The sequence below is a fragment of the Flavobacterium sp. genome (assembly GCF_049318325.1).
Taxonomy (GTDB): domain Bacteria; phylum Bacteroidota; class Bacteroidia; order Flavobacteriales; family Flavobacteriaceae; genus Flavobacterium.
Genome location: NZ_JBMOGQ010000036.1, coordinates 1 through 18,974 on the forward strand (window position 1 = coordinate 1; position 18,974 = coordinate 18,974).

15 protein-coding genes are annotated in these 18,974 nt (G+C 32.2%); 9 read left to right on the forward strand and 6 right to left on the reverse strand.

The features are described from left to right. Positions 1 to 2,525 (reverse strand): ATP-dependent Clp protease ATP-binding subunit (locus ACOYLP_RS05080; protein ID WP_422855100.1); only part of this gene is annotated, 2,525 nt, incomplete at its 3' end. A 263-nt stretch (positions 2,526 to 2,788) separates the two neighbouring features. Here ACOYLP_RS05080 and gyrA point away from each other — a divergent pair. After that, entirely contained in the window at positions 2,789 to 5,401 is a 2,613-nt protein-coding gene (gene gyrA, locus ACOYLP_RS05085) for a DNA gyrase subunit A (protein ID WP_422855101.1), read from the forward strand. Between the two features lie 68 nt (positions 5,402 to 5,469). Next, a complete protein-coding gene (locus tag ACOYLP_RS05090) occupies positions 5,470 to 6,777 on the forward strand; it encodes a tetratricopeptide repeat protein (RefSeq protein WP_422855102.1) in 1,308 nt (435 codons plus the stop codon). 104 nt (positions 6,778 to 6,881) lie between these two features. Here ACOYLP_RS05090 and ACOYLP_RS05095 read toward each other — a convergent pair whose 3' ends face one another. After that, positions 6,882 to 7,256: a hypothetical protein gene (locus tag ACOYLP_RS05095; protein WP_422855103.1), complete on the reverse strand. Its 375-nt coding sequence runs from the start codon at positions 7,254 to 7,256 to the stop codon at positions 6,882 to 6,884. A gap of 300 nt (positions 7,257 to 7,556) precedes the next feature. Between ACOYLP_RS05095 and ACOYLP_RS05100 the strand changes: the two genes are divergently transcribed. From ACOYLP_RS05100 to ACOYLP_RS05115, 4 genes are all read left to right on the forward strand, one after another. Next, the gene (locus ACOYLP_RS05100) at positions 7,557 to 7,889 is read left to right on the forward strand and encodes a ribonuclease Z (protein WP_422855104.1); all 333 of its coding nucleotides are present in this window, start codon (positions 7,557 to 7,559) and stop codon (positions 7,887 to 7,889) included. 37 nt (positions 7,890 to 7,926) lie between these two features. After that, entirely contained in the window at positions 7,927 to 8,832 is a 906-nt protein-coding gene (locus ACOYLP_RS05105; protein ID WP_422855105.1) for a ribonuclease Z, read from the forward strand. A 52-nt stretch (positions 8,833 to 8,884) separates the two neighbouring features. After that, complete coding sequence (pdxH, locus tag ACOYLP_RS05110) at positions 8,885 to 9,529, forward strand: pyridoxamine 5'-phosphate oxidase (protein ID WP_422855106.1); 645 nt, start codon at positions 8,885 to 8,887, stop codon at positions 9,527 to 9,529. 323 nt (positions 9,530 to 9,852) lie between these two features. Then, on the forward strand, positions 9,853 to 10,353 hold the full coding sequence (locus ACOYLP_RS05115) for a CAP domain-containing protein (RefSeq protein ID WP_422855107.1): 501 nt from the start codon (positions 9,853 to 9,855) through the stop codon (positions 10,351 to 10,353). 84 nt (positions 10,354 to 10,437) lie between these two features. Here ACOYLP_RS05115 and fumC read toward each other — a convergent pair whose 3' ends face one another. Next, on the reverse strand, positions 10,438 to 11,835 hold the full coding sequence (fumC, locus tag ACOYLP_RS05120) for a class II fumarate hydratase (RefSeq protein WP_422855108.1): 1,398 nt from the start codon (positions 11,833 to 11,835) through the stop codon (positions 10,438 to 10,440). 187 nt (positions 11,836 to 12,022) lie between these two features. Here fumC and ACOYLP_RS05125 point away from each other — a divergent pair, with 187 nt between their 5' ends. Next, entirely contained in the window at positions 12,023 to 12,193 is a 171-nt protein-coding gene (locus tag ACOYLP_RS05125; protein WP_422855109.1) for a hypothetical protein, read from the forward strand. Positions 12,194 to 12,247: 54 nt separating this feature from the next. Here ACOYLP_RS05125 and ACOYLP_RS05130 read toward each other — a convergent pair whose 3' ends face one another. Then, a complete protein-coding gene (locus tag ACOYLP_RS05130) occupies positions 12,248 to 14,701 on the reverse strand; it encodes an outer membrane beta-barrel family protein (protein ID WP_422855110.1) in 2,454 nt (817 codons plus the stop codon). A 58-nt stretch (positions 14,702 to 14,759) separates the two neighbouring features. Then, the gene (locus tag ACOYLP_RS05135; RefSeq protein ID WP_422855111.1) at positions 14,760 to 15,101 is read right to left on the reverse strand and encodes an ArsC/Spx/MgsR family protein; all 342 of its coding nucleotides are present in this window, start codon (positions 15,099 to 15,101) and stop codon (positions 14,760 to 14,762) included. 63 nt (positions 15,102 to 15,164) lie between these two features. Between ACOYLP_RS05135 and ACOYLP_RS05140 the strand changes: the two genes are divergently transcribed. Both ACOYLP_RS05140 and ACOYLP_RS05145 read left to right on the forward strand, forming a co-directional pair. Next, positions 15,165 to 16,124 carry a lysostaphin resistance A-like protein gene (locus ACOYLP_RS05140; protein WP_422855112.1) on the forward strand — a complete coding sequence of 320 codons (960 nt, stop codon included), beginning with the start codon at positions 15,165 to 15,167 and terminating at the stop codon, positions 16,122 to 16,124. Beyond that, a complete protein-coding gene (locus ACOYLP_RS05145; protein ID WP_422855113.1) occupies positions 16,105 to 17,160 on the forward strand; it encodes an AMP-binding protein in 1,056 nt (351 codons plus the stop codon). Before ACOYLP_RS05140 ends, ACOYLP_RS05145 begins: the two co-directional genes overlap by 20 nt. Before the next feature lie 83 nt (positions 17,161 to 17,243). Here ACOYLP_RS05145 and ACOYLP_RS05150 read toward each other — a convergent pair whose 3' ends face one another. Beyond that, positions 17,244 to 18,881: a M1 family metallopeptidase gene (locus ACOYLP_RS05150; protein ID WP_422855114.1), complete on the reverse strand. Its 1,638-nt coding sequence runs from the start codon at positions 18,879 to 18,881 to the stop codon at positions 17,244 to 17,246. Positions 18,882 to 18,974: the final 93 nt, after the last annotated feature.

Sequence of the window (18,974 nt, forward strand, 5' to 3'; positions counted from 1 at the left end):
GTTTTTTGTATGGTAACAGTTAACTCTTGTGAAGTTTCGTCTAAATCCATAAAAATTATATCTCCCGATGCAATTTTGGAAGTAATTATTTCCTCAGCTAAAGCATCTTCAACATATTTTTGAATAGCTCTTTTAAGTGGGCGCGCTCCAAATTGTTTATCAAAACCTTTTTCAGCTATGAATGCTTTTGCTTTATCTGAAAGATTTAATGTATATCCTAATTCTGAAACTCTACCAAATAGTTTCTTTAATTCTATTTCAATTATCAAATCAATATCGTGTTTTTCTAGCGGATTAAAGACAATTACGTCGTCAATTCTATTCAAAAATTCTGGAGCAAATGTTTTTTTCAAAGCATTTTCGATAACACTTTTTGAATTATCATCGGCTTGCGCAATTTTTGCCGCAGTTCCGAATCCAACACCTTGCCCAAAATCTTTTAATTGTCGTGCACCAACATTAGAAGTCATAATGATGATAGTGTTTTTGAAATCGATTTTTCGACCTAAACTATCAGTAAGATAACCATCATCTAATACTTGTAACATCATGTTGAAAACATCGGGATGTGCTTTTTCAATTTCATCTAAAAGCACCACACAATAAGGCTTTCTTCTTACTTTTTCGGTTAATTGCCCACCTTCTTCATAACCAACATATCCCGGAGGAGCACCGATTAATCTTGAAATTGCGAATTTCTCCATGTATTCACTCATGTCAATTCTAATCAAAGCATCTTCAGAGTCGAATAATTCTTTGGCCAAAACTTTGGCTAACTGTGTTTTTCCAACACCGGTTTGTCCTAAGAAAATAAACGAACCAATTGGACGATTTGGGTCTTTCAAACCAGCACGATTTCTTTGGATCGAACGAGAGATTTTTAATACCGCTTCATCTTGACCAATTACTTTTCCTTTGATTAAATCAGGTAAGTGGGCCAATTTGTTACTTTCTGTTTGTGCAATACGATTCACAGGAATTCCTGTCATCATTGATACAACATCGGCAACATTATCTTCAGTTACCTGAATACGATTGCTTTTTGAATCTTCTTCCCATTGTTCTTGTGCAATGGCTAAGTCTTTTTCTAAACGCTTTTCATCGTCACGAAGTTTTGCCGCTTCTTCATATTTCTGTTTCTTAACTACTGAATTTTTTAAATCGCGCACTTCTTCCAACTGACGTTCTAAATCCAAAATCTTTTTCGGAACATCAATATTGGTAATGTGAACTCTTGAACCAGCTTCATCCAAAGCATCAATAGCTTTGTCCGGAAGAAAACGCTCTGACATATACCTATCGGTCAATTTAACACAAGCTTCAATTGCCTCGTCAGTATATGTTACACTATGGTGATCTTCGTATTTGTTTTTGATGTTATTTAAAATCGTAATAGTTTCTTCAACCGAAGTTGGTTCAACAATTACTTTTTGAAAACGTCTTTCTAAGGCTCCATCTTTCTCAATATATTGACGGTATTCATCAAGAGTAGTAGCTCCAATACATTGTATTTCACCTCTTGCTAATGCTGGTTTGAACATATTAGAAGCATCAAGCGAACCTGTTGCGCCACCAGCACCTACGATAGTGTGAATTTCATCAATGAAAAGAATAATATCGTCATTCTTTTCTAATTCGTTCATCACGGCTTTCATTCTTTCTTCAAATTGTCCACGGTACTTTGTTCCGGCAACTAAAGACGCTAAATCTAAAGTAACCACTCTTTTGTTGAATAAAATACGCGATACTTTCTTTTGAATAATTCGCAACGCTAAACCTTCTGCTATGGCAGATTTACCAACACCAGGTTCACCGATTAATAGTGGATTGTTTTTCTTTCTTCGGCTAAGAATTTGAGAAACTCTTTCAATCTCTTTTTCACGACCAACCACTGGGTCGAGTTTTCCTTCTTCTGCCATCTCGGTTAAATCACGGCCAAAATTATCCAAAACAGGCGTTTTAGATTTTTTATTCGTCTTATTTGTCGGATTATTAAAACTGCCTTCTTTCAAACTGTCATCTTGACCTGAGTCGTCATTGTAAGATTCGTTTGTTGGCAAATTATCATTAAAATCTTCATCACTTGGTGTCATGTTTAAATATTGTTCTTTAACTACATTGTAGTCTATTTTAAGACGATGCAGTAGTTTGGTTGTTGGGTCATTCTCATTTCTTAAAATACACAATAATAGATGTGCTGTACTGATAGACGAACTTTGAAATACTTTAGCTTCAAGAAAAGTAGTTTTCAATGCGCGTTCCGCTTGACGAGTCAAGTGTAGATTTTTCTTTTCGTTACTGATTTCCACATTTGGATTTGCTGGACTGAGTACTTCAACCTTTTTTCGTAAATGTTCTAAATCAATAGAAAGATTATTGAGAATAGTAATTGCTTTACCATTTCCGTCTCTTAAAATACCAAGCATTAAATGCTCTGTTCCTATGAAGTCATGACCTAAACGCAAAGCCTCTTCTTTGCTGTAGGTTATCACATCTTTAACTCTTGGTGAAAAATTATCATCCATAAATATAGAATTGGTGATGTAAATTTAGTTGTTACGGACAATTCTAACAAAAATCATTCCCGCTAAATGTACTGTCAGCTAATAGACAAAAAAAAAGCCAATAATGAAAGCGCTTATACAAGTAATTTATTAACCAAAAATAGCCCCTATTTTGTTAATAAATCATTGAAATTTATGAGCAAAAAAAGGTGTTAAAATTTTTAAATATTCTATATTAGCACGTTTTGAAATTAAACTAATTTTTATTAAATAATTTATAATATATGTCTGACGGAGAAAGGTTAATTCCGATTAACATCGAAGATGAAATGAAATCAGCTTACATCGATTATTCGATGTCGGTTATTGTCTCAAGAGCATTGCCAGATGTGCGTGATGGTTTAAAGCCAGTGCACCGAAGAGTGTTATACGGAATGTATGATTTAGGAGTTTTTTCAAATAGAGCTCACAAAAAATCCGCAAGAATTGTTGGAGAGGTTTTAGGAAAGTATCACCCACATGGAGATACTTCGGTTTATGATGCCATGGTTCGTATGGCTCAGGAATGGAGTTTACGTTATTTATTGGTTGACGGTCAAGGTAACTTTGGCTCTATTGATGGAGATAGTCCAGCTGCTATGCGTTATACTGAAGCTAGAATGAAAAAAATGTCAGAAGACATTATGGCAGATATCGACAAAGAAACAGTTGATTTTCAATTGAATTTTGACGATACATTGCAAGAGCCTACAGTAATGCCAACTCGTGTTCCAAATTTACTTATTAATGGAGCGTCAGGAATCGCAGTTGGTATGGCTACCAATATGGCACCTCACAATTTAACAGAAGTTATTGATGGAACATTAGCTTACATTGATAACAATGACATAGAGATTGACGAATTAATCACGCATATCAAAGCACCGGATTTTCCAACCGGAGGTACAATATACGGAATGGAAGGAGTTCGTGAAGCATTCAAGACAGGAAGAGGAAGAATTGTTATTCGTGCCAAAATAAGTTTTGAAGAATCAAACGGAAGAGAAGCTATTGTTGTTTCTGAAATTCCATATCAGGTCAATAAGGCAGAAATGATAAAGAAAACTGCCGATTTGATTAACGATAAAAAGATTGAAGGTATTTCAAACATCCGCGATGAATCAGATAGAAACGGAATGCGTATCGTTTATGAATTGAAACGTGATGCTGTTCCTAATGTAGTTTTGAATACTCTATTTAAGTTCACACAATTGCAATCTTCTTTCAGTGTTAATAATATAGCGCTGGTAAACGGAAGGCCACAAATGTTGAATGTAAAAGATTTGATTCATTATTTCGTTGAGCATCGCCATGAAGTTGTAATTAGAAGAACACAGTTCGAATTGCGCAAAGCAGAAGAAAGAGCTCATATTTTAGAAGGTTTAATTATTGCTTCCGATAATATAGATGAAGTAATTGCCTTGATCCGTTCTTCTAAAGATGGCGATGAAGCTAGAGGTAAATTGATTGAAAGGTTTGGATTGTCAGATATTCAAGCCAGAGCGATAGTTGAAATGCGTCTACGTCAGTTAACAGGTTTAGAGCAAGACAAGTTAAGAGCAGAGTATGAAGAAATAATGAAATTAATTCAACGTTTGAGAGATTTGTTAGCAAACAAAGAATTGAGAATGGAATTGATTAAAGAAGAATTAATCGAAATCAAAGATAAATATGGAGATGCTCGTCGTTCGCTTATCGAATATTCTGGCGGAGATGTAAGTATAGAGGATTTGATTGCCGATGAAAATGTAGTAATCACAATTTCACACGCAGGTTATATCAAACGTACAAACCTTTCCGAATACAAAACTCAAAATAGAGGAGGAGTTGGACAAAAAAGTGCAGGAACAAGAGATCAGGATTTCTTAGAGCATATGTATGTGGCCACAAACCATCAATACATGATGTTCTTTACGCAAAAAGGAAAATGTTTCTGGATGCGTGTATATGAAATTCCGGAAGGTAGTAAAACCGCAAAAGGAAGGGCATTGCAAAACCTTATCAATATAGAATCTGATGATAAAGTAAAAGCATTTATCTGCACCCAAGATTTAAAAGATAAAGAATATACCAATAGCCACAACCTTATTATGGTTACCAAAAAAGGACAGGTTAAGAAAACTTCTTTAGACAAATATTCAAAACCAAGAGTTAACGGAGTTGCGGCAATTACCATTAGAGAAGATGACGAATTGTTAGGCGCACAATTAACAAATGGCCAAAGCCAAATTATATTGGCTGTTAAGTCTGGAAAATTAGTTCGTTTCGAAGAGACTAAAACACGTCCGATGGGAAGAACAGCTTCCGGTGTTCGTGGAATTACCCTAAAAGATGAAACTGATGAAGTAATTGGCATGGTAACCGTAAACGACATGGAAAGTGAAATTCTGGTAGTTGCTGAAAACGGTTACGGGAAACGTTCTTCACTTGATGAATACAGAATTACAAACCGTGGTGGAAAAGGAGTTAAAACACTTAACATTACGGAGAAAACAGGTAAACTGATTTCAATTAATTCAGTAACAGATGCTGATGATTTGATGATTATCAACAAATCTGGATTAACAATCAGAATGGCGGTTGAAGATTTGAGAGTAATGGGAAGAGCAACGCAAGGTGTAAAACTTATTAATATTAAAGGAAACGATTCTATTGCTGCAGTTACCAAAGTGATGAAAGATGATGTTTCTGAACCGGAAGTTGATGAAGATGGAAATATTATTGAAGTTGAAACTATTGAAAGAGTGAAACCAGTTTTAGAAGTTCTTGAAGATGATGGTTCAGTCGATGAAGACGATGATGATGACGAAGTAATTGAAGATGATGATGCTGAAGATGATTCTGATGACGATGAATAAAAAACAAATTAATCACCAATTGGAATTTTTTAATTGGTGATTTTAATTATAAACTAAAAACAAAAAAAATGAGAATTAAACACATTATACTTGCTTCTGCAGTATTAGTTTCTGTTTCATCTTTTGCGCAAAAAGATGAGTTAAAAAAATTAAAAAGGATTTATGAAAAAGAAGCACTTTCTGCTAATGATCTAGCCGATTACAAAGCCAACTTAGATAAATTAGCACCTCTTACAACTGAAGAAGGAGACAAAGTATATTATGATTTTTATAGGGTAACTCTACCTGGCATTGAAATGGCAGTGTTAGGGCCTACTGCAACTCCAGCTCAATTATTTAAACTTTTTAATCCAAAAGCGATTGCAGATTTAGCTACTGCTTACAATACCACATTGGATTATGAAAAGAAAACAGGAAAAAAAGTTTTTACAGAGGGAATTATTAAAAACATTACTACTTTCAAACCAATTTTAGTTAATGTTGCTATAAATTTAGGTGATACAAAAAAGTTTAAAGAAGCAGCAGATGTTTTGTATTCTGTTTATCAATTAGACAAAAAAGACCAAGATAAATTATACTATGCTGCTAGTTATGCCGTAAATGGTTTAGATTATGATAAAGCTTTAAGTTATTATTATGAATTGAAGCAATTAAATTATAGCGGAGAAGGAACTATTTATTGGGCAACCAATAAGGCATCACAAAAAGAAGAAACCTTTAATACTAAAAATGAAAGAGATATTTTTATTAAAACTGGAACTCACGAAAAGCCAAGAGACGAGAAAGCTGAATCAAAAAAAGGTGAGATTTATAAAAATATTGCATTAATATTAGTTGAAGCGGGAAAAATAGATGAGGCTAAAGCAGCAGTTTCTGAGGCTAGAAGTGCAAATCCTAATGATAATTCATTAATTTTAACGGAAGCAGATTTATATCTAAAATTAAATGATATGACTAATTTTACACGATTAGTTAATGAAGCATTGGCAAATGATCCAAATAATAAAGTATTATATTTTAACTTAGGGGTAACTAGTGCTAATTCTAATAAGTTAGATGAAGCTGAAAAAAATTATAAAAAAGCTATTGAAATAGACCCAAACTATTTTGACGCACTTTTAAACCTTTCAGAATTAAAATTAAGAGCAGACGAAAAATATGTTTCTGAGATGAATAAATTAGGAACTTCAGAAAAAGAAAACAAGCGATATGAAGTTATAAAAGCTGAAAGAGAAAAGTGTTTCAAATCAGTCTTGCCTTATCTTGAAAAAGCTGTAGAATTAAAACCAGAAGATGATGCAGCCAAGAAAACCTTATTGAGCGTTTATAATGCGCTTGAAATGACCGATAAATACAAAGCATTAAAAGCTAAATAATAAATGTAATTATATTAAAATTGAATGCATAAAAAAGTCCCGAAGTAAATCGGGACTTTTTATTTCCTAAACTAACCAAAATATATTATAAAAAATAATAATTATTATGCAATACCTTTTTCTTGCGTAGACACTTTTTTCAATAAAGATCTGATCAATACACTGTTTGTATTAATACCTGAGTTAATCAATTGTTTTTTACTGAAAGTTCCGTTTGTTGGAGTATCATTACTAGTTTTTTTTGTACCCATAAACCAAACAGCAAATTCCATTGCAGAAGAAGCAAAGGCTTTATCACTAGTGATAACTATTTTAGCATCATTAGATGCAGAAACCTCAGTTGAAGTAGTAACAACAAAGCTATTTGTGTTAGCTTGAGCAAATGATCCCGTTGAAGATAATAATAACAAAACGAAAAAAACAAATAATTTTAAGTTTGTTATATTTCCAAGATTCAAAGTGCTATTAGGTGTTGTCATAATTTGGGATTCTTTGTTATTTCTTCACCAAAACTACGGCAACACATTTCTGACTGAAAATATTTTCGATGACTAACCTTAAAAGTCGTTTAATCGACAAAATCAATGAATTCAAGGGTTTTAGACGTTTTTTTTGTGCATTTCGTCTATTAAATGATAAAAGAACAATCGTTTTACCGATGAAAAACCATAATTTTCTATGAACTACATCTTCTAATTGATTATCCCAGTAAAAAATCAATAGATAGTAACAAAATCTTAGTAAATTAGCATCATTAATATTTTATTCATCTTCTAAAAATGAAAGTAGAACAAAAAGGGCATACCACGACTATTAGAAATACGCAAGGTAGTACTGACGAGTTTCATCATAAGTTAAATCATGAGTACGCCAGTTTTAAATCTCAAAACTTGATAATTGATTTATCTCATGATAAAGCGATGACAATGGATGATATCAAACTTTTTAATGAAATGATTAAAACGCATACTAAAGGAAAGAAGTCAATTGTACTTGTAACCAATAGTGTTAATTTTAATAAAGTTCCAAAAAATATTATTCTTGTTCCTACAATTTTAGAAGCTCATGACATTATTGAAATGGAAGAAATTGAGCGCGATTTAGGATTTTAGCTATTAGAATAAACATCATTTTCATTATCAATTATAAATGAAATTAACCATTCTTGGCTGTTATGCAGCAACTCCACGAACTATAACCAATCCAACTTCGCAATTTTTAGAAATTAGAAACCAAATGTTTTTGATTGATTGTGGCGAAGGAACCCAAGTTCAACTTCGAAAAAATAAACTTAAGTTTTCTAAAATCAATCATATTTTTATTTCGCATTTACATGGTGATCACTTTTATGGACTAGTAGGTTTGATTTCAACTTTTATGTTGCTTAACCGTCAAAACGATTTACATGTTTATGGGCCCAAAGGCATAAAAGAAATTATATTACTTCAATTGCGCTATTCTAATTCGTTTACAGGATATAATTTATATTTTCACGAATTGACTTCTAAAGAAAGCGAGATTATATACGAAGATGAAAAAGTACTGGTAAAAACAATTCCATTAAAACATAGAATATATACCAATGGATTTTTGTTTCAGGAAAAGATTGGAGATAGAAAACTAAATATTGATGCTGTTCAGGAATATAAAATCGACACGTGTTATTATCAAAAAATTAAAAACGGAAGAGATATAACACTTGATAATGGAATAATAATTTCAAATGAGGATCTAACCTTTGATCCGGTCCAACCGAAAAGTTATGCCTTTTGCAGCGATACTATGTATGATGAATCAATCATTCCTATAATTGAAAATTGTGATTTATTGTATCACGAAACTACATTTTTAGAATCGGAAGCTGACAAAGCGGAGAAAACAATGCACAGTACAGCTAAGCAAGCTGCAACTATTGCAATAAAAGCAAATGTAAAATATTTACTTTTGGGTCATTACAGTACAAGATATGATTCGATTGATTTATTCAAACAAGAAGCAGAAACAATATTTTCAAATTTGCTACTTGCGGATGATGGTAAAACATTTGAATTCTAATAATTAGTTTCAAAAGTAATTATCTTAATTTTGCAGCAAAAATAAAGTAAATATGGAAGACCTAAGCAATTATAGAAAGTCCTATGAAAAAAGCCAGCTTCTGGAAGATAGTATTCCGGAAGATCCAATTAATTTATTCCACAAATGGTTTTATGAAACTCAGGAGTTTGGTGGAGTAGATGAGGTCAATGCCATGACTGTTGCGACGATTGGTTTGGATGGTTTCCCAAAATCGAGAGTGGTTTTACTTAAAAAATTTAATGAGGAAGGTTTTATATTTTATACCAATTACAATTCTGAAAAAGGGAAAGCTATTCAAAATAATCCAAATATTTGTCTATCCTTCTTTTGGCATAATATGGAAAGACAAGTTATTATTAAAGGAATTGCTGAGAAAACGTCAGGAACTATTTCAGATAATTACTTCAGTTCAAGACCAGATGGAAGTAAACTAGGAGCTATAGTTTCTCCTCAAAGCGAAGTTATACCATCAAGAGACTATTTAAATAATAAACTTAGAGAACTGGAATCAGCTTTTGAAGGAAAAGAAATTCTACGTCCAGACTTTTGGGGTGGATTTCTAGTAAGACCAATAGAAGTTGAATTTTGGCAAGGTCGACCAAACCGATTGCACGACAGAATAAGATACCAAATACAAGACAATTTCAGTTGGAAGATTGATAGACTTTCACCTTAAATTGTATTTCTATTTTTTAAATTTATATAAACCACTCACAAGAGTGGTTTTTTGTTTTATGAACGGATAGAATAATTATAAAATATTTATTTATAAGTAAGAAATATACCTATATTATATTAAAAAAAGTGCAATTCATCGATTTTATTTGTATTTTAAACGATAAAAGTTGTAGAATTGTCCAACGAAAACAAACAATACGTTCTTATAAATTAAAATAAATAAAGTGTTTGCCCCACATCTACTTTATTAAAAACTGTCAAAATTAATCGAAATAAAGTGTTTGCCCCACATCTACTTTATTAAAAACTTAACCTACTACTATGAAAGCAAAAATGTTTAGAGCATTGTTGCCGTTAGCAATTGTGTTCACTATGGTATCTTGTTCTTCTGACTCTTCAGAAGGTTCTTCAACTGAAAACAAACTTGTAACTACCTACAATTACAATGACACTGAGTTGAGAATTGTTTCACTTATCAATGATTATCGTGCAAGTATTGGATTGAATAGACTTGAAGTTATCAATCACATCTCTTACAAATCGCAAGAGCACAATATTTATATGATTGATAATGCTGTAATTAACCATGATTATTTCCAACAAAGATCCAATAACTTGATACAAGTTTTAGGTGCAGAAAGAGTTGGTGAGAACATTGCTTATAATTACCAAACTGCCGAAAGTGCTATGAGTGCTTGGTTAAACAGCCCAGCTCACAAAGATAATATAGAAGGCAATTACACTCATTTGGGTATATCCGTAACAGTTGATGAAACAACCGGAAAAAAATATTACACCAATATGTTTATAAAGAAAAAATAGTTTGATTATTGTTTTGTTTGATTTTGACAGATCGAAAAATCCCGATGTAAATCGGGATTTTTTTTGTAAAATATTGAATATAAATTATTTCAGACTACCTACCAGGTCTTCTGGTTTTACCCATGCATCAAAATCTTCTACAGTAACATAACCCAAACGAACGGCTTCTTCTTTTAATGTTGTACCGTTTTTATGTGCTGTCTGTGCAATTTCAGCCGATTTGTAATAGCCGATTTTGGTATTTAATGCAGTAACCAACATCAATGAATTATCAACTAATTCTTTGATTCGTTTATGATTTGGTTCAATTCCGCTGGCGCAATGTTCTTCAAAAGAAATACAAGCATCACCAAGTAAACGAGCCGATTGTAAAAAGTTAGCTGCCATTACCGGTTTGAAAACATTCAATTCATAATGACCTTGCATACCACCAACAGAAATCGCAACATCATTTCCCATAACTTGCGCGCATACCATTGTCAAGGCTTCGCATTGCGTTGGATTCACTTTTCCGGGCATGATTGATGAACCCGGCTCGTTTTCAGGAATTAGGATTTCACCAATTCCGGAACGTGGGCCAGAGGCCAACATACGGATATCATTTGCAATTTTATTTAAAGAAACAGCTAATTGTTTCAAAGCACCATGAGCTTCAACAATCGCATCGTGTGAAGCCAAAGCCTCAAATTTATTTGGTGCTGTCACAAATGGATGACCGGTAAATTTTGCAATATATTCGGCAACTTTTACATCATACCCAGCAGGTGTATTTAATCCGGTTCCAACTGCAGTTCCACCAAGGGCAACTTCTGATAAATGCGAAAGTGTATTTTTTAAGGCTTTGATTCCGTAATTTAATTGAGCAACATAACCAGAAAGTTCCTGACCTAGAGTTAATGGCGTCGCATCCATTAAGTGAGTTCTTCCAATTTTTACCACATTCATATAGGCTTTAGCTTTTGCATCTAAAGTATCGCGTAGTTTTTCTACTCCAGGAATGGTAGTTTCTACAACTGTTTTATAGCAAGCAATATGCATTCCGGTGGGGAAAGTATCGTTTGATGATTGCGATTTGTTTACATCGTCATTGGCCTTTACAAGTTGTTCGCCTTCTCCAATTTTAAATCCTGCTAAAACTTGAGCGCGATTGGCAATGACTTCGTTGACATTCATATTACTTTGCGTTCCAGAGCCCGTTTGCCAAATAACCAATGGAAATTCATCAGTTAATTTTCCGGCAAGGATTTCATCACAAACTATGGCAATAGCATCGCGTTTTTCGATTGATAAAACACCTAAATCGCAATTGGCATAAGCAGCAGCTTTTTTTAGATAGGCAAATCCTTCTATGATTTCTTTTGGCATTGATGACGATGGACCAATTTTAAAATTATTTCTAGAACGTTCAGTTTGTGCTCCCCAATATTTATCGGCAGGAACTTTAACTTCGCCCATTGTGTCTTTCTCTATTCTATATTCCATTTTGTTATTTGTTTATAGTTTGTTGTTTATAGTTTGTTGTTTAAGAATCACCTTGCTGCAGGGCATGGCTCCTAAAAAGTCACTGCAAAATTATGCATAAAAACTATTTAATAAAAATTGATTTTGTTTTTGCATAGCTTAAATATTCCGCTTACATTTGCTTATAATTCAAAAAATTCCGGAAAACATGTTTGAATTTTCACAGTATTTAGGTTTCTTAGCTTTCTTAACCATTTTAACTATTGGTTTTTGGTTGATGATGTTCTTGGTAACTTTCGTTGTTCCTTATTGGATATATGGTGGTGTTAAAGAATTATTGCAAGAAAGAAAAGCAAATAGAGACGCAGAACAAGCTTAATTTTAAGTTTTTATTTATGAAAGAGCCCCAAATTTTGGGGCTCTTTTATTTTTATTATCCAGGGAAATCTCCTCCGTCTTCTTGTAGTGACTTTCTTGGTTTTTCGCGTTCGTTTTTTTGAATATTAAATCTGTAGGTAAACGATAGGTTTATTTGTCTTACTCTCCATTGCATTTCTCCATAGGATTCTACTAAACCAGGAATATAGGTTTCCATAATTCTTTTTCGAGAATTGAAGACATCACTAACATTTAATGCAATAGTTCCTTTGTCTTTTAAAACATCTTTGCTGAAAGCTAAATTCATAGAGAAAATTCCAAGACTTCGTCCTTGTGCATTTCTTTGTGAACCATTATAAGTAGCATTGGTCTGCCAATCAATTTTGTATGGTAAAGTGATTTTTGAAGTTAATCGCGTAAACCATGAAGTAGCACTGTTATCAAAATTTTGAGAAACGGGATTTCCATTAAAATCAATGTAATTAAAATCGCCATCCGTTTCTACATAGAAAAAATTGAAGTTACTATTTAGTTTCCACCATTTGTAAGGAGAATAATTTAAGGTAAACTCAAAACCACCTCTGTATTCTGTAGCAAGGTTTATAGGCGAACTCAAAATTATTGGCACTCCATTTTGAAAATCACCACTTTCTCTTCTGACAAATTGAATAGCATCTGTAGTTCTATTTCCGTACATAGAAGTGCTAAATGTTAATTTACTCCATTTTTTTATGTAGCTTAAATCTATGGCATCTGTGAATGACGGATTTAAATCGGGATTACCTACAAATATATTTATGTTACTTGACAAGTTGTTAAACGGATTTAACTGTCTTCCTCTTGGTCTTTGTAGTCTTTTACTATAGTTTATAGAAGCACTAGTTTGATTACTAAATTCATAGGTTAAAAAGGCGCTTGAAAAAAAATTATTATATCTTTTAGTGTTAAAATCATTGGTTGCTAATTGATTGACTTCAATGTTAGAATCTTCCCAACGTGTTCCAAATAAGAACGAAAACTTTTTTACTTTAAATCCATAATTTACATATAAAGCATTTACTTTTTCTTTGTATTCTAAGATATTTGTAAATTCAGGGAACGGAATTCCATTATTGATTACACTAAAATCAGTTGTAATGGTTAAAAAATCACCTCTGTAACCTGCTTCAAATTGACTTCCTTTTGCTAATGGCAAAACATAATCCGTTTGAATCAAGTTTCTGCTTTGATCCTGATTGTTGGTTGTTTCGTCTAAAGTTTCGGCAGTTGTATTGGTTGCTTTATCAGATATTAATGCTGTGTTTTTATCAATATTTGCTGAAAAAGAACCATCAATAGTTAATTTATGACCTTCTTTTTTGAAGTTTTTCGTAAAATTGGTAGTGTATTCTATATTATTACTTTTACTATCTTCTCTATTTATACGATTTCTGGTATAATCATAAACAAAATCTTGATCATAATAATTCTGAAATACATTATCCGTATTATCGCCAACGCTTCTTCTGAAATTCACAATGTTTGTCCAAGTAAGGCTTTTATCTAGAAACCAATCCATTCCGAAACTCCCATTGTAAGCTTTGCTTAGTCTTTCGTTGGTTCGATTTTCATTCATAAAATCTCTAGTTGAATTATCATCGTTCAAGTATCTAGAATTTACTATGGCGTTTCCGGGATTATTTTTATCACTATATCCTTGAGTAGTGAACAAATTAAATTCTTTGGTTTTATAGTTTAAAGTACCGTTCAAACTGTTATTTTTTGGGTCACCAACATTTCCTATAAAAGTTCCGTTGATTCCTTGACTTTTTCCTTTCTTAAGAATGATGTTAATTATACCACCGCCACCTTCTGCTTCATAACGAGCGGATGGATTGGTTATCACTTCTACTTTATCAATAGCATCAGCAGGAATTAAACGTAAAGCTTCAGAGACATTAATAGCATTTGATGGTTTGCCTTCAATCAATACTCTTACATTTTCATTACCACGTAGAGCAATGTTACCTTCAACATCAACAGTAACCGATGGAATATTGTCTAATACATCACTAATAGTACCTCCCTTTACCATCAAATCTTTGCCAACATTGTATACTTTTTTATCCAGCTTAATTTCAACTGTAGTTTTTTCAGAACGAACAACTACTTCGTTCAATTGAGTAAAATCTTCCTCGAGACTTATTTTTCCAAAATTGGTGTTAGATGTTAATTTTTTTTGGGATATTTTAAAGGATTTGAATGATATGAATTCAAATACGATATCATAAGTTCCGGCAGTAACTTCAATAGAAAAATTACCTTTATTGTCTGTAATTCCTCCAAAAATTAATTTCGGATTTGAAGTGTTTTTTAAAGTAATAGTAGCATATTCCAATGCTTTTTTACTGTTACTTTCAATAATATTACCAGTTATAATAATTTTTGAAGTAGCTGGTTTTTCTTGTCCGTAGCTTAGAGATGAAATAAGTAGTAAAAGAAAAGTGATAATTGGTGTTAATTTTTTCATATTTGTGTATTGGTGCAAATGTAAATAGTTTAAACAATATTTGATTCCCAATTGAATGTTAAATAAAATCTTTCAATTTTTTTATTTCCCTACCAATAATTGCTTTATTTCCTTTAATAACAATTGGCCTTTCTATTACTATTGGATGTATTGCCAATGCTTTTATGATATCAGCATCAGTTAGCGATTTACCTTTGTAGTGTTCCATCCAAATTGCTTCTTTTTGTCGAACTAACTCAATAGGTTTGATATTCAGTTTTTTAATCAACGTTTTTATTTCGTCAGTTGATAATGGTTTTACTAAATAATAAATGATTTCAAATTCATATTTAGATTCTTTAATGAAAGCCAAACAGTCTCTCGATTTTCCGCATCTCGGATTGTGAAGTATTTGTAACATCTTTTTTTTACAAAGTAATATATTTTAATAGAAAAAACTTAATTTAGGCGAAACAAAAAAAATATGTTTTTAGAAAAAATAAATAAGTCGCCCAACATAGTTCTCAAGTATTTACTTGGATTTTTTATTATAGCTTTATTTTATGTAATTGGTCAATTTCCATTGTCAATTGCTTTAATTCTAAAATCATTTACATCCGGAAAGACAATGCCAACTACAGAAGACGGAATAATGAAATTTTTCAGTCCAAATGTTACGTTGTTTTTAATGTTATTGATTTTTGTTTTTACCATGTTGGGTATAATCATTGTGGTAAAATATATACACAAAATGAAATTGATTGATATTATAACTTCGAGAGAAAAAGTAGATTGGAAAAGAATTTTTTTTGCTTTTGTATTGTGGGGATTATTCAGTTTATGTTCAACATTAATTGTTAATTACTCAAGTCCTGAAAATTTTGTACTTAATTTTAAACCGATTCCTTTTTTAATTCTGGTCCTTATTTCTATAACAATGTTGCCTATACAGACCAGTGCAGAAGAATTTATTTTCAGAGGCTACCTCATGCAAGGGTTTGGGCTTTTGGCTAAAAATAGATGGTTCCCTTTAATTGTAACTTCTGCTTTGTTTGGCCTAATGCATATAATGAATCCTGAAGTTGAAAAGATGGGTCCAATCATTATGGTTTATTATATTGGCACAGGTTTATTCCTAGGAATCATTACCTTAATGGATGACGGGATGGAGTTGTCTCTAGGTTTTCATGCTGCCAATAATATTGTAACTGCTTTATTGGTTACTTCAGAATGGTCAGCACTTCAAACAGAATCTGTTTTTAAAGATGTTTCAGCCCCTTCTGTTAGTTATGAAATTTTGATTCCGGTAGTTGTGGTTTTCCCACTAATATTAATTATCTTCAGTAATAAGTATAATTGGAGCAACTGGAAAGAAAAACTTACCGGTAAAATAATAGTTGTTCAACAAATTGAAAATTATCAAAATGATGGAAGTATTGAGTAATCCTACATACGAAAATGTTCATAATCAATTTAAATTGAATGGTTTCCATCTTAATAGAGAAGATTTATGTCGTGTAGCATATAGTTTTATCAAAGAAGGAGAAGATTTTGAAAAACCGGTTGGCAATTTTCTTTTAGATTGGTTTGATTGTAAAAGTTATATTGAAATGGAAACTTCTGGATCAACCGGAGTACCTAAAACAATATCTATTAGTAAACAAGCTATGGTAGATTCAGCCTTGGCAACTGGTGATTTTTTTGATTTGCAACCAGGTAATAAAGCATTACAATGTTTGCCAGTGAAATATGTAGCGGGTAAAATGATGTTGGTTCGTGCAATGATATTAGGACTTGATTTAGAGTTTGTGGCTCCAAGTTCTCATCCGTTAGACCACAATGAAATTGATTTTGATTTTGTAGCGATGGTTCCCTTACAGGCTCAAAATTCAATTTCTCAATTAAAAAAAGTTAAAAAGTTGATTATTGGTGGTGCAGCCGTAAATAAAACTCTGGAGAAGCAATTGTTAAAGTTACCTACCAAAGTTTATGAAACTTACGGCATGACAGAAACAATAACTCATATTGCCGCCAGAAAATTAGGCGAAAAAGCATTTACTGTTTTGCCATACGTTACTGTTTCGTACGATGATAGAAACTGTTTGGTTATTCATGCACCAAGAATTTCACCCGAAGTAATTATTACCAATGACATTGTTGAATTGGTAGATGAAAATCAATTTATTTTTTTAGGCAGGATGGATAATGTTATTAATAGCGGCGGTATTAAACTAATTCCAGAGCAAATTGAGCAAAAGTTAGTTGGCAAAATTAGTCAGCGCTTTTTTATTGCTTCTAAACCTGATGATGAATTAGGGGAAAAAGTTGTACTAGTTATTGAAGGTGAGAAACATGAATTGGATTATTCAATTTATGAGTCTTTAGATAAATATGAAAAGCCAAAAGAAATTATTTTTATTCCTAAGTTTTTAGATACCGCAACAGGAAAAATTCTGAGAAAAGAAACACTGAATAAATAAAATTAATCAGTCTTGAATAATAATATAGAAGTAATTTAAAATTCGGTATAAGTTACTTTTTTAATTTCGCAACTAAAAGGTATTTATAATTTTTTGAGAAGATTAACATTGATGTAAAAATCATTGGTCAATACTTCGATATCTTCTATTTTATTAATATTAGATTTTGTTTTTTTCCAAGCATTTGTTGGATAAATACGGTATTTTTTACCTCTTATTTTGATATCAACCGGCATAGTGAATATAGATTCATTAGCTTTCCAGCGATATTCTAATTTCCCTTTGCTTTTTCTCAATTCAAGTTTAGGAATGTTAGCATATCTGAGATATTGATTAAAAATGGTAGTTAAATTCATTCCTGTTTCTGAATTGAAAAAGGCGACTACAGTTTTTGTGTCAATGATTTTATGACGGAATGTTTTGGAATATTTCAATAGTATTTCCCACCATTTATCATCGTTGTCTACAATGTGTCGCAATGTATTCAACATCAAAGCACCTTTTTCATACATATCAGTTGAGCCTTGCTTATTGACTCCATAAGGACCAATTATTGGACTGGTATTATCAATATTTTCTTTACAGCCGTTTATGTATTCTTGCCCTTTTTCATAACCATATTGGCATTCAACATAAACAGATTCAGTATAGCTAGTAAATCCTTCGTGTATCCACATGTCAGCACTGTCTTTGGATGTAATGCTATTTCCAAGCCATTCGTGCCCACTTTCGTGAATGATAATGAAGTCAAAAAGCAACCCAATCCCGGTTTGAGATCTATCGGTTCCTAAATATCCTTTTACATATTTATTGCCATAAGCCACAGCACTTTGGTGTTCCATACCTAAATAAGGAGTCTCAACCAATTTATATCCGTCATACGCAAAAGGATAAGGGCCAAATTTACTCTGAAAACAATCCATCATAGGTTTTACTTCTTCAAAATGAACTCGAGCTTTGGCTTCATTTTCACGTAAAACATAGTAATCTAAATTCAATCCCTTATAATTTTCATGAATTTGAACATAATCGCCAATGTTTACGGTTATCGAATAAGTATTTATTGTATAATTAACTTCCCAATCCCATCGTGTATATCCATTTTTTAAATCTACGTTACCCATGAATCTTCCGTTGGATACATTCATTAATCCATTGGGAACGGCTACTTTTATCGTTGCACCAAAATCGGGTTCGTCACTTTGCGAATCTTTACATGGATACCACAAACTAGCTCCGGTTCTTTGACAAGCTACTCCAACCCAATCTTTTCCTTGTCTATCTTTTGTAAACACAAAGCCACCATCCCAAGGCGCATTTTTGGCAATTATCGGTTTTCCTGAATAATAAAAACGAATTGTTTTTCCTTTATTTCCAATACTTTGAAACGCTTCAGGGAAATCAACAAATACAGCATTGAATTCTCTTTTATAAGTAAGTTTTTTAGAGTTGAATATAATGGAATCTACTTCCATATTTTCAAATAAATCAAGTTGAATCACATCACTTTTTCCCTCCATTCCGAAAGTGATTTCGTTATAACCTACAATATATTTTTCTTCTGGATTAATTTTGATATTCAAATCATAGTGCAAAACATTAAAACAAGTTCGTTCAGGACGAAGCCCACCTTGTAATGTGTCTTTTCGCGTGAATGTTTCTTGCGAAGAAAGAAAATTATAACTACAAATTATAAACAATGTTACAATTATTTTTTTCATAGAAATCGAATAGAATATTTTGAAATATATGTTTAATATTAACCCGTTGGGTGAAATTAAATTAATTGATTTTTGATGTTATTCATTGGTCTG